8 protein-coding genes are annotated in these 12439 nt (G+C 51.0%); 5 read left to right on the top strand and 3 right to left on the bottom strand.

Annotation, left to right across the window (positions count from 1 at the left end):
- Positions 1–308 precede the first annotated feature (308 nt).
- From ACX1DY_RS08425 to ACX1DY_RS08410, 4 genes are all read left to right on the top strand, one after another.
- Complete coding sequence (locus ACX1DY_RS08425) at positions 309–2555, top strand: Ig-like domain-containing protein (RefSeq protein ID WP_458963733.1); 2247 nt, start codon at positions 309–311, stop codon at positions 2553–2555.
- 167 nt (positions 2556–2722) lie between these two features.
- Positions 2723–3292, top strand: coding sequence for an ECF-type riboflavin transporter substrate-binding protein (locus ACX1DY_RS08420; protein WP_458963732.1), 570 nt, complete (start codon positions 2723–2725; stop codon positions 3290–3292).
- Positions 3293–3377: 85 nt separating this feature from the next.
- The gene (locus ACX1DY_RS08415; RefSeq protein ID WP_458963731.1) at positions 3378–5084 is read left to right on the top strand and encodes an ABC transporter ATP-binding protein; all 1707 of its coding nucleotides are present in this window, start codon (positions 3378–3380) and stop codon (positions 5082–5084) included.
- On the top strand, positions 5081–5911 hold the full coding sequence (locus ACX1DY_RS08410) for an energy-coupling factor transporter transmembrane component T family protein (protein ID WP_458963730.1): 831 nt from the start codon (positions 5081–5083) through the stop codon (positions 5909–5911). The genes ACX1DY_RS08415 and ACX1DY_RS08410 overlap by 4 nt, the downstream gene beginning before the upstream one ends.
- Before the next feature lie 100 nt (positions 5912–6011).
- Here the strand turns inward: ACX1DY_RS08410 and ACX1DY_RS08405 are convergent, their stop codons facing one another.
- Complete coding sequence (locus tag ACX1DY_RS08405) at positions 6012–7001, bottom strand: Na/Pi cotransporter family protein (protein ID WP_458963924.1); 990 nt, start codon at positions 6999–7001, stop codon at positions 6012–6014.
- 127 nt (positions 7002–7128) lie between these two features.
- On the opposite strand from ACX1DY_RS08405, the gene ACX1DY_RS08400 reads away from it, so the two are divergent.
- Complete coding sequence (locus ACX1DY_RS08400) at positions 7129–8514, top strand: class I SAM-dependent rRNA methyltransferase (RefSeq protein ID WP_458963729.1); 1386 nt, start codon at positions 7129–7131, stop codon at positions 8512–8514.
- A gap of 699 nt (positions 8515–9213) precedes the next feature.
- Here ACX1DY_RS08400 and ACX1DY_RS08395 read toward each other — a convergent pair.
- Both ACX1DY_RS08395 and ACX1DY_RS08390 read right to left on the bottom strand, forming a co-directional pair.
- Positions 9214–10560 carry a response regulator gene (locus ACX1DY_RS08395; RefSeq protein WP_458963728.1) on the bottom strand — a complete coding sequence of 449 codons (1347 nt, stop codon included), beginning with the start codon at positions 10558–10560 and terminating at the stop codon, positions 9214–9216.
- Positions 10557–12269: a sensor histidine kinase gene (locus ACX1DY_RS08390; RefSeq protein ID WP_458963727.1), complete on the bottom strand. Its 1713-nt coding sequence runs from the start codon at positions 12267–12269 to the stop codon at positions 10557–10559. The genes ACX1DY_RS08395 and ACX1DY_RS08390 overlap by 4 nt, the downstream gene beginning before the upstream one ends.
- Positions 12270–12439: the final 170 nt, after the last annotated feature.

Below are 12439 nucleotides of genomic sequence, written 5' to 3'. Positions count from 1 at the left end.
ATTTCGGAGAAAATTGCGTGTTTATGGCCCGTTTGCTCCGATTAGGTTTACTTTTTCCAACTAATGAGTTTTTGAACGCCGCACGAGGCTGATTAGGTTTACTTTTTCCACTCCGGTATATAGTTGATCTACGGCCCCACTTTTGTGGGGCTGTTTTGGTTGTGGGGGAATATAGTTACAAAGTCCCGAATTGAGCTGGAGCTGAAAATAAACTGAAAATGGGGTAAAGACTCAGGTCGAAATAACCGATATAGTGGAAGAGTGTGGAAAAAAAGTATCCATAATTTTACTGCCTAAGGAGAGAAACGATGACTGTGTACAGGAAAATGACGAAAATGCTCCTCATAATGATGTTGCTGACTGTTGTAGCTTTTCCGGTAAACGTCTTTGCAGCTACTGGCGACACTATTTCTATTGAATTCGACAGTTCGGCAAAAGTAGACCTTACCGTTGGGCAGACACCCAAGCAGCTTAAGGTGTATGCCAATCTGGAAGGCACTTCTTCCAAAAGAGATGTAACGGCTGCAGCCTTGTGGATTTCTTCCAAGACTGATGTGGTTAAGGTTGTTAACGGGTTGCTGACACCAGTAAACACCGGTACGTCAATGATTACAGCAACTTATAATAATGCAGTTGCATCTATCGAAGTGTCTGTTACATATCCATATAAGGATCTAACACTGGAGAAAAGCTCCGAGGGCGATTATAAATTAGGCGACAGCGAAGCGTCGCTGGTTGTGAAAGCGAAGGTTACCGGCGGCGAGTCGGCTGCTTCCGTGAAGGAAGTTACTGCTGATGCTGAATGGAGCAGCTCTAATGCTAACGTGCTCACCATTGCCAGCGGCAAAATTACCCTTGTGGGCGAAGGTACGGCGACGGTTACTGCCAAATACAAAGGCTTGACCGCCACCTTCAAAGCTGTGGTGAAACTGCCTTATTCAGCTATTGTGCTGAAGGATAAGAAGACTAATACGGCTGTTAAGGAGCTTGAAATGCTGGTCGGAGACAGTCCGTTACAATTGACTGCGATGACCAAAGCACTTGAGGACAGTGCCGAGAATGATATTGCCAGCAAGGCCACCTGGACAAGCTCAAATGAGAGTATTGCCAAGGTAAAAACCGGAGAGATTACGGTGCTGGGCGCCGGCAAGGTGGCCATTACAGCGAGCTACCTCGGTGTTTCCAAATCAATTGATGTCTATGTGCGTGCGCCTTATGAGGCGTTGCTGCTGAATCCAGGCGGCGATCAATCGCTTTTCCTCGGGGAAAGCCTGAAGGTTAAATCGTCTGTGCGGGATGCTGTGAACTCAACCAAAAATCAATCTGCGGGTACGGTATGGAGCTCCGACAACCAGCTTACAGCAACGGTTACGGCTGACACGGTAGCTTCAGAGGACGCTGCGGCTACTGTAACTGCCAAAGCGGTAGGTACAGCAGTGATCAAAGGGGATTACCTGGGAGTCAATAAGACGTTTAAGCTGACAGTGTATCCTAACCTTACAGACCTGACTATTGAAAAGAAAGAACAGGAGCTGTACACAGCGGACACTGCAAGCCTGCCGAAGGTAAGCGGAACAAAATATGACGGAACCAAGCTGGACATCAGTGATGAAATCGCCTGGACATCCGCAAACGAAGAAATTGCTTCGATTAAGGATGGCAAGCTTGTCGGCGGCAAAGCAGGCACAGTAACCCTTACCGGCAAAATTAAAGAAAGCCCTGTTGCATCACCTGCCTCAGCCATCCGCAGCAAAACTGTTGAGCTGAAAGTAACAGTTCTGAATAAAGTGCTTGTTCTGATCGGGCCGGAAAATCCATTTGGTCTCGTTATTGGTGAAGATAAGGCATTGCCTGCTGTGCAGGCGGTGCTGGAGAACGGCGATGAGCTGGATGTTTCCTCGTTGATTAAATGGGAGGTTACCGGCAGCAACGCGGTGATCAAGCAAACGGCGAGCGGCAAGACAATCAAAGGCTTGGTGAAGGGCTCTGCTACACTGAAGGGAACCTACTCCAACAAAACGATCAGCATTCCGGTGACTATTGAGCAGAAGATTACGAAGCTGCTGGTGGAACCAAGTACACTTGAGATGAATCTTAGAGGCTCCAAGACCATTAAGGTTACCGGAGTTTTCACTAATGGCAAAACGGCGGTGTTTTCCGGGGCAATGAACTGGGAATCATCCAATCCGGCTGTTGCTACTGTTACTGGCGCTACTGTAAGAGCTGTTGCCGAAGGCACAACAACGCTGACCGGATCCTATCAAGGAATCTCCGCAACCGTCAAAATTACTGTAGTTCCCAAGCTGACCAAGCTGACCGTCAGTGAAAACAGGCTGCAACTGGCACCGGGAGCCTCCCAGGGCATAGTGGTAACGGCGCAGTATGATACCGGTAAAACGGAGATTGTAACAGGAGCCGTAGCATGGACAAGCACTAAGCCTTCCGTGGCCAGAATCAATACCTCTGGGACGATTACGGCAGTCAGCAAAGGAACTACCTCATTCAAAGGCAAGTTCAACAACAAAACAGTGTCGGTTTCAGTTACGGTTAAATAACCTAAGTTACAGCGTGAATCCGCAATAAAACATCAGGACCTGCAAAGCCTCTTCACGGCGGTTTGCAGGTCTTTTTGTGCTCATAAAAATTCTCCTCCCCTATAGTAATCCCTACTAAACCAATGTATAATATCTGAAAAAGTACATAACAAATCTATTTAGGGGAGATGAAGCAGGTGGCCAAGCAAAAGGTATTATCCATCAAAACGATTGTAGCAATTGGCATCGGTTCGGCGTTATTTGTAATCTTGGGGCGGTTCGGCTCCATTCCTTCCGGCATTCCCAATACCAACATTGAGACTACATATGCATTGCTTGCGCTGTTCGCTCTTTTGTACGGACCGGTTGCAGGACTGCTGATCGGCCTGATCGGGCATACGCTGAAGGATGCGATTTTCTACGGATCACCTTGGTTTAGCTGGGTTATTTCCTCCGGGCTGGTCGGGTTGATCATCGGGCTGCTTGTGACGAGAATAGCAATTCATGACGGGGAATTCGGCAGAAAAGAGATCATTAACTTCAATCTGGCCCAGATTGCGGCCAACGCCATCGCCTGGTTCGTAGCAGCCCCGCTGCTCGACATTCTCATTTATGCAGAGCCGGCTAATAAAGTATTTACGCAGGGACTGATCGCCGGAGCGTCCAACATCGTCACGGTGGCAGTCATCGGTACGCTGCTTGCGGCGGCATACGCTAAGACGCGGACAAAGCAGGGTAGCCTCAGAAAGCTTGGATGAATTATAATAATTATCGAAGGCCGGTGCCCGTCACCGGCTTTTCTGTTTTTACAATACTGCACGCAGGCAAAGAGGAAGGTCATTCATGAGTAAAACGGTACTCGAATTCAAGGATTTCACGTTTAAATATCGTGCCCAGCAGGAGCCAACCTTGCGCGGAATTAACCTTCGGATTCACGAAGGGGAGAAGGTGCTGATTGTCGGACCTTCCGGCTCAGGCAAAAGCACGCTGGCTCACTGCATTAATGGCCTGATCCCTTTTGCTTATGCAGGGGAAATGAGCGGAGCCTTGAAGCTCATGGGGCAGGACACCAAGGAACTGGGGATCACCCAGCTTTCGAAAGCCGTTGGAACGGTGCTGCAGGACCCGGATGGGCAGTTTGTTGGTCTCACGGTTGGAGAAGATATTGCCTTCAGTCTGGAGAATGCGGCAACTCCGCAAGCTGAGATGAAGGATAAGGTGGCGGCTGCAGCCAGAGCTGCCGATATTCAGGAGCTGCTGTCAGCATCCCCGCAGGAGTTATCCGGCGGACAAAAGCAGAAAACGATGCTGGCCGGAGTGCTTGTCGGCAATGTGGATATTCTGCTGTTCGATGAGCCGCTCGCCAGCCTTGACCCGTTCACCGGCACCAAAGCCATTGAACTGATTGACCGGGTGCAGCGGGAGACCGGCAAGACGGTCATTATCATCGAGCATCGCCTCGAAGAAGTACTGCACCGTGCGGTTGACCGGATCATCGTCATGAACGACGGAGCGATAGCTGCGGATATGCCGGCTGCTGAGCTGCTCTGCTCCGGCCTGCTCCCGGAAACGGGCATTCGCGAGCCTCTCTACATAACTGCCATGAAATATGCCGGCTGCAGGATTACGCCGCAAATACAACCGCAGCATTTGCACGGGCTTGACCTGGAAGAAAGTGTGGACATGCTCAGACAGTGGTATGACAGCAGCAATAATACACCGGAAGTCCGGGAGAATCCCCCGCTGCTTGAGCTGAAGGAGGTTTCCTTCGGCTATGACAAAAACACTCCGGTTCTGCAGCGGCTTTCATTCAGCGCCCGCCGTGGCGAGATGCTCTGCATCGCCGGAAGGAACGGCGCAGGCAAGTCCACTGTATCGAAGCTGATTTGCGGCTTTTACCGGCCTTCTTCCGGGTCGATTCTGCTGAACGGACGTGATATTGGCCGGGATACGATTAAAGAGCGGGCAGAGCATATCGGCTTTGTGATGCAGAATCCGAATCATATGATCTCCAGAACGCTGATCTATGACGAGGTGGCCCTGGGGCTTCAATTGCGGGGCGTGGATGAAGAATTGATCAGGGAGCGGGTTCATGAAACTCTGAGAATATGCGGCTTGCATGCCTTCCGGGAATGGCCGGTTTCGGCGCTCAGCTATGGGCAGAAGAAACGTGTTACAATTGCTTCGATTCTTGTGCTGGAGCCGGAGGTAATCATCCTGGACGAGCCGACGGCTGGACAGGACTTCAGACATTACAACGAAATGATGGAGTTTCTGCTTGCACTTAGCGGCCGGGGGATTACGGTAATTATGATCACGCATGATATGCACCTGATGCTGGAGTATGCCCAGCGGACGATTGTGCTGGCGGAGGGCGTGAAGCTGGCGGACGACCGCCCGGAACGGATTTTATCGGACAAGAGTATTGTAAGTAGCGCCAACCTGAAGATGACCTCGCTGTTTGCTCTGGCAGAGAAGGCTGGAATGGAGCAGCCGGAGGAATTCGTCCGCCGTTATATCGCTCATGACAGGAAGGTGCGGCGCGGATGAAGGCCAAGATGCTGACGTTTACCAAGCAGGATTCACCTGTTCACCGGCTGACTGGGGCGACCAAGCTGATTGTGTTTACGGTCTGGTCGGTTTCAGCGATGGTCACCTATGATACCAGATGTCTGCTTGTAATGCTGCTGATCAGTCTGGCAATCTTTAGAATCTCCCGGGTCCGGTTCCAGGACTATGCTTTTGTGCTCTATTTTATATTGTTCTTTTTTCTGCTGAATCATCTTGCGATCTTTATATTTTCTCCTTTGGAGGGTACGCGGATTTATGGTGCGAGGCATGATCTCCTTCATTTAGGTGGACGATATACCTTGACGGCGGAGCAGCTCTTCTATCAGTTCAATATCGCTCTGAAGTATGCTGTAGTAATTCCAATGGCGCTTCTGTTCCTGCTGACGACAGACCCCAGTGAATTTGCGGCATCGCTGAACCGGGTCGGGGTGAATTACAAAATTGCTTATTCCGTCTCGCTGGCGCTGCGGTATATCCCGGATATTCAGCGTGATTATGAGAATATCTCATTCTCGGCCCAGGCGCGGGGAATCGACATTTCCCGCAAGGAAAAATTGCCGAGGCGGCTGAAGAACATCGTTTCGATTCTGATGCCCCTGATCCTGAGCAGCATCGAACGGATTGAGAAGATCAGCACTGCGATGGAGCTGCGCGGCTTTGGGAGCAATCGCAAACGTACCTGGTACAGTGCCCGTCCGTTCACCAGAAATGATTATGTGGTGGTTGCGCTGATTCTGGGAATGGCGGTGGCGGTCGCGGTGATCACCTTTTATGATGGCTCGCGGTTTTATAATATTTTTAAGTAGCGGGGCACTTGAAGTATAATGGTACAGCGATAATGTGCCCGGGCGGCAGAGCGCTGTGAAGCTCCAGGTCTTCCCTGAAGGCACGGCAGGATTTGCATGTCTATGTTTGGAGCCGTTTTTCCAGCCGGGTCCATACGGGCAGATAACACAGCGGCAGAACGCCAAGGGAGCAGACGACATTGAAGATCGTCTGGGCATGGGCGAGCTGTGCGGCGGGGCCGCCGCCGATCCAGGCCGCCACGGATTGCAGCGGCTGGATCAAGGGCAGGAACAGCAGTGCGCCGCCTACATTAAGCGCCACATGCGACCAGGCGACGAACACGCCGGAAGGCGAGCCGCCGATGGAGGCAATGACGGCGGTGACGCATGTGCCGACGTTTGCGCCAAGCACGATGGCGATGCCAAGCTCCGGCGGCATCACCCCGGAGGCGGTCAGACCCATCGCCATGGCGATGACCGCCGCACTGCTGTGCAGCATTGCGGTCAGGCAGGCTCCTGCCGCCAGGCCCCACAGCGCGCTGGTTGCGGCATGGTCCAGGAACCAGCGGAACAGCCCGCTCGCCTGCAGAGCGGGGCCGATCGACTGCATGACCGCGATGCCCCAGAGGACCATCGCGAAGCCGGCCACCGCCAGGCTGATGAACTGCAGCGGCGTGGAGAATCTGCGGCAGGCCTCCGCCGCACGCCGGGCACTGGCTGGCAGCTCGCCGAGCATGACGGCAGCAGCCCAGAGGCATAGCGAGCCCGCCAGCAGCGGCGTGGCCATAGAGCTAATCCGCAGTCCGATCAGCTCCGTGGTGAGGCAGGTGCCGATGTTGCTGCCGAGAATAATGCCCAGTGTGCGGGCATAGGAGAGCAGCCCGGCATTGACCATGCCAATGGTCAGCACGGTTACGGCCGTGCTGCTCTGCAGCAGCGCGGACAGCAGGCTGCTGGCGATCAGCCCCTTCAGCGGGGTGGCTGTTGCCGAATGCAGCCCCTTGGCCAGCAGCGGACCGGCCAGCCGCGCGAGCGCGGCTTCCATGAGCTTCATGCCGGCAAGGAAGATTACAAGACCATATATGACAGGGAACAGCACATCACGGATCATAGGGGGCAGGCTCCTTTGGCGCGGGGTTGTACACCAATATATGAATGGAATCATTGGGACATGTATGTAATCGCAGCATTTCACTGCAAATTAGAGAAATTCACAGATCATAAGGGAGTTGAAGTCATTGGCATCGGTTACTTTGGAGAAGAACCGCAAAAAAAGACTGGAGCAGGGCCATCCCTGGGTATATGCAGGGGAGGTAGCTTCGGTAGAGGGGGAGCCGCAGGCCGGAGGGCTTGTGGATGTCTTGAATCATCAGGGGCGTTTCCTGGCGGCAGGCTATTACAATCCGGCTTCGCAAATCCGGGTCCGCATTGTGTCGCAGGGACCGCTTGCGGCTATGGATACGGCATTTTTTGTGGAGCGTTTCACACAGTGCCTGCGGCATAGAGAACGCTTCCTGCCGGGGGCAGATGCGTACCGGCTCGTTTACGGGGAAGCGGATTTCCTGCCTGGGCTGATTGTGGACCGCTTCGGCGAGGTGCTGGTTGTTCAGTTGCTTACGCTTGGCATGGACAAGCGCCGTGCTGAGATTGTAGAGGCTCTGGTTCAGGTGATGGCTCCACGCGGCATCTATGAGCGCAGCGATGTCAGTGTCCGCGAGCTGGAAGGCCTTACGCAGACGACAGGCGTATTGTATGGAGAATGCCCGCGCCATGTGACGGTAAGCGAGAACGGACTGAAGCTGACCGTCGATATTGAAGAGGGCCAGAAGACGGGCTACTTCTTCGACCAGCGCGAGAATAGAGCCTCCATCGCTCCGCTGATGCTGGGCTGGGGCGGACGCAGCGGCATTGTGCTGCAGGAGATGGAAGGCGAAGACGGCCGGAAGATGGCCTTGCCGGTGAACAAAAGCGGCAAGGTGGTCACATTCCCGTATTGGGATGGGGCGACGGTGCTGGAATGCTTTGCCCATACGGGGAGCTTCACGCTGCATGCCTGCAAATATGGCGCCAAGAAGGTAACCTGTCTCGACGTCTCTGCGCATGCGATTGAGAGCGCCAAGACTAATGTGGAGCTGAACGGCTTCAGCGACCGGGTCGAATTTGTGGTGGACGATGCGTTTCAATATTTGCGCAATCAGGTGAAGGGCTTGGAGGAGCGGGCCGAGCGTGCTGCCGCCGGCAGTTCTGAGGGAGCCAAGAAGACTGATACGGCGAAGCCGATGACCGCAGGGGGAGGACGGACCTGGGATGTCGTTATCCTGGACCCGCCTGCTTTTGCCAAGACGAAAGGTGCGGTGGCCGGAGCCGTTCGCGGGTACAAGGACATCAATCTGCACGGGATGAAGCTGGTGAACGAAGGCGGTTATCTGGTTACTGCAAGCTGTTCTTACCATATGCAGCCTGATTTGTTCCTGGAGACGATTGCCGATGCGGCCAAGGATGCCGGCAAGGTGCTGCGCCTTATCGAATGGCGGGCCGCCGGCAAGGACCACCCGCAGATCCTTGGCGTGAACGAAGGACACTACTTGAAATTTGCCATCTTTGAGGTGCGCAGCAAGAACTAAATAAGTTGAATTTAGATTTTCATATTGGGGTCTGTTCGTACTGCGGGGAATGTTTGGATTTCCGGCCGCTGTTATGTTTGGATTTCCTGATTTAAACTGCTGGCCGCAGTAGAAATCCAAACATAGCCTATGCTTACGATGCCAGCTTTCCTACGGAAAGCTCTCAGGCGGACGCATTCGCTCCTCCAATTCCAAACTTCCCCTCCGTACTTTCCCCCTTTTTATGATTTTCAAATTTCATCTTATATAGCTTGTAGCCTAGTAGTAGAACAAGCAAAAGGAGCTGTCCCCAAATTAGATCTTTCTTAATTGGTTGACAGTCAAACATCAAAGATTGTAATCAAAAGTAAACAGGGCAGCGATTCTCCCGTTATTGGAGGATCGCTGCCTTGCTTTTTTGTTCGATGGAGGCTTGATTTCCCATGAGCAATCTTGAAGGCCGGTCAAAGATAGCGTTGTCCGATAGGTTAAATGGCGGCGTTCACCACAAGAACGAGGTGATTTTGGAAAGGTTTATAACTTTAGCGCTTAACCAGCGGAGCGGACGGAACGATTGTGGAAAAGCGGTAGCGGTCGCCTTGGTCTCCGGATTTTCACCGCTAAGGGAAATAAAAAAAATCTGGAGAGCACAGCGATTGGAACAACGTTCCGTTTGCGGAGCGTCCACGTAAGAGATAACGATGATCCAAGCCAAAACGCTCATTTTATATACTGCCTGCGGTACTGATAAGGAGTCACGCCATATTGATCCTTGAACAGCTTGATGAAATACTGGTTTTTCTTGTACCCGACCAGATGGGAGATATCGACTACGTGCAGGCTGGAATCTATTAATAGCTGTGAGGCCTTCTCCAGTCTTTTCATGGAAATGTAGGCGGACAGGTTTTCACCGGTTTCCTGTTTGTACAATTTGGACAGATATACAGGATGGAGGTGTACGATTTTGCCCAAATCCTCCAGGCTCAGGCATTCGCTGATGTGATCGGTAATATAGGTCTGAATCGTATGTACGATCTGATGATTGGCGCAGTCGGTGTTCTTGTTCCGTTCACTGATGCTCTGCATTATGGACTTAAAAGCCGTATCCGGCTCCGACAGTTGATGGAATAGTAAGGCCGCAGCCTCGGCAGGCTGCAAGGAGTCGGATGCATAATATACGGAATGGACGAATTCCAGAAGATAGAGCAGCTTTTGTTTTCTGGTGGTCAATTGGGCGAATTTCTTCAGCATATTTTTCCGCACAAGCTCCCACTGCGCAGCATCAAATTTGATGGGTAAATTCCAATCCTTCAATCGGGCAAAGTCACTGGCGTCCATATCCTCATGATGGAAAAAGCTATAAAAATGATGGCGTACCGTATTTCTTTTGGACAGCTCAAAGCTTGGGGAAAATTGAATATGCTCCACCTTGTCTTGCAGGCTGTTCATTCTGCTGGTTAAGACAAGCCCCGCCAATCCAGACGGCGTCCGCCAAATAAAAGCCTCCAGACCATCGCAGTTGTCCCTAAGCGTGATTTCAGCCTGCCCCCCGCCACCCGGAACTTGAAAAAAACAAAAGGATAACGTGTTGAAGGAAGGATCAGCGTGGCTGCCAGAATTGGTTGAGGACTGCTGCTCGCTGATAGCGGACAGCAAATAACCCAGCCCATCAAGCTCCTCCTTGTCCGGGGGAGTCTCACCGATGTGCTTAACAACACTCTGCATGGCCTTCTCCATATCCTCTTTATCCACCGGCTTCAGCAAATAATCGAGCGCCCCCAGACGGATAGCGCTTTGGGCATAATCAAATTGGGAATAACCGGACAGGATAATCACCTTTGTTCTGAGCATATGCTTGTTCACATGTTCCAGAAGATCAAGGCCGGAGACCTCGGGCATACGAATATCCGTAATCAGAATATCTGTCTGGCCCTGATCCAGAATCTCCTTGGCTTCAATGGAGTTGGTGGTGGTCTCAATGTGGTCAACTCCGTATTTGCTCCAATCCAGCAGATGCTTTAAATATTCCACGATATAAAATCCGTCATCAACGATTAACAGTCTCATGCTGCCCCGCCCCCATCAAGTGAAAAGTCAATGTAAATCAGTACCGACAAGCCTCCCCAGTCATTATTGAAAAATCTCAGCCCGCTTAGCGGACCATACGCATTGATCAATCGCTGATTGATATTCCAGAGGCCAATTCCCCGGGTTCCTTCAGGCGGCGCTTCCTGCTTGATTGCGGCTGCGAGCTGCTGCATATCACCAGGCGTCAGCCCTTTGCCGTCATCGGCAATAATAATGAGCGCCCCGTCATCGAGAGCTTTGATATCTATGGAAATGCGGCAGGCGCCCTGGCGCTCTTCAATCCCATGCTGAATCGCATTTTCAACAATAGGCTGAATAATAAGCGGCATAATGCGGTGCTCCCCCAGCTCGGGTGGCAAATTAATTTCATATTGGATTCTTTTGCTAAGCGACATGATGGACAGATAATGCCCGGCAAGCTGCAATTCAGACCTGAGTGTGGCGTCGTGCGCATCCAGCTTGGTCAAATAGCGGTAGTACTCGGCGAGATGCTTGCTCATTTGCATGACAGCTTCCGGCGAGGACTTAGCCATCGACATAATAAAGAACAGACTGTTATACAGAAAATGCGGATTGATTTGCGCCTGAAGCTGCTTGATTTCCGCGTTCTTTCTTAGCTCTGTTTCAATTTTCAGGGATGCGAACAGGGTCTGGATTTTGCTGACCATGTGGTTGAAGCTTTTAAAAAGATTATGGAACTCATTGACCGGGTTAGCGCTGATTCGGGTGCTGTAGTTCCCTGCCTCTACTTGATTGAACTTCTTATCCAGCAAATACACATTCCTGAAAAAATTCCGGTAGAACATGAGAATCACAATAAGGCCGATGATCAGAATGACCAGAATGCTCACGAAGAAAACCTGCTGCTGCAGGTAGAGCGGATTCATTAATTCACTCACCCGTGTATAGGTGACGAGATAGGTATCGATAGGTTCGATGTACTTGGACAAGACATAATAATCTTCATGGTTGATATGATAATCAAATTTTAAAATGTTCTGCGGATCAGATGTTATCGTTGCCTTAGCCTTCTGTTCGATTGTGCGGTCCACCGCTTTGTCGCTGAGCAGGATGCTTTTGTTTACGAGAAAAAAGGCATTGGAGCTTTCGCCGTTCACCGCCTTGTTCAGCAGACTGGTGAGATAATCCGTATTCAGCTTAACGCCTACAACATATTGAATATTGGCCGGATTCTTGGGCTGATGGATATACGGATAGACAGAGAAATAATACAGACTGTTATTGACGGTTTGCCACCCCCGGCGCTTTACCTTCTCAAAAGGCAGCTTATCCAGCGGATTATGTCCAGTAGAGATAAAAGTACCCTCGGCCCGCCAATAGATCCCGATGGATTCAATAGCTTGACTGGAGAGAAGGGGCTCGGAGATCCGGTCAAAAATATCATTTTTTTTCATCTGGGCATCATAGTTGCTTAAATCCTGTATCCGGCTCTGATAGAAGCGCACGGAGTTGTCAGCTGTGAACTGAATGCCGTACAGACTGGCTTCCGATACTACGCCATCAACAATGCTCTCTGTATAAGCAAGCTGGTTTTTGGAGGCATTGATCAAGCTATCCTGAATGGTTTTGGTGCCCAAGGAGTTCAGAATGAAGAACAAGCCCAAGGTAAGCAGAAGGAAAAAAACGAAGAAGTATATAAAGCGCTTCATATTTACTTTTCTGATCATCAACACTTCCCAAGTAAAGGTATATGAATATAATAAACCCTAAATTCCAAAAGAAAAGCCTAATGCGTCCGATAAAATGAAAGCGCTTATAAAGTGATTAAAACATTGGCTATGATGTTTAGATTGAGACATTTTAGAATGAAAGCGCCTTTGTTATCATGAACCTTGAA

The organism is Paenibacillus sp. BAC0078, from assembly GCF_054483875.1.
The sequence above is the reverse complement of the archived record's forward strand: the minus strand, read 5'-3'. Positions and strand labels throughout refer to the sequence as shown.

What these genes read in the sequence shown, in the direction of transcription:
- ACX1DY_RS08425 (WP_458963733.1), top strand. Translation starts at nt 309, where the DNA reads ATGACTGTGTACAGGAAAATGACGAAAATGCTCCTCATAATGATGTTG.
- ACX1DY_RS08420 (WP_458963732.1), top strand. Translation starts at nt 2,723, where the DNA reads ATGAAGCAGGTGGCCAAGCAAAAGGTATTATCCATCAAAACGATTGTA.
- ACX1DY_RS08415 (WP_458963731.1), top strand. Translation starts at nt 3,378, where the DNA reads ATGAGTAAAACGGTACTCGAATTCAAGGATTTCACGTTTAAATATCGT.
- ACX1DY_RS08410 (WP_458963730.1), top strand. Translation starts at nt 5,081, where the DNA reads ATGAAGGCCAAGATGCTGACGTTTACCAAGCAGGATTCACCTGTTCAC.
- ACX1DY_RS08405 (WP_458963924.1), bottom strand. Translation starts at nt 7,001, where the DNA reads ATGATCCGTGATGTGCTGTTCCCTGTCATATATGGTCTTGTAATCTTC.
- ACX1DY_RS08395 (WP_458963728.1), bottom strand. Translation starts at nt 10,560, where the DNA reads ATGAGACTGTTAATCGTTGATGACGGATTTTATATCGTGGAATATTTA.
- ACX1DY_RS08390 (WP_458963727.1), bottom strand. Translation starts at nt 12,269, where the DNA reads ATGATCAGAAAAGTAAATATGAAGCGCTTTATATACTTCTTCGTTTTT.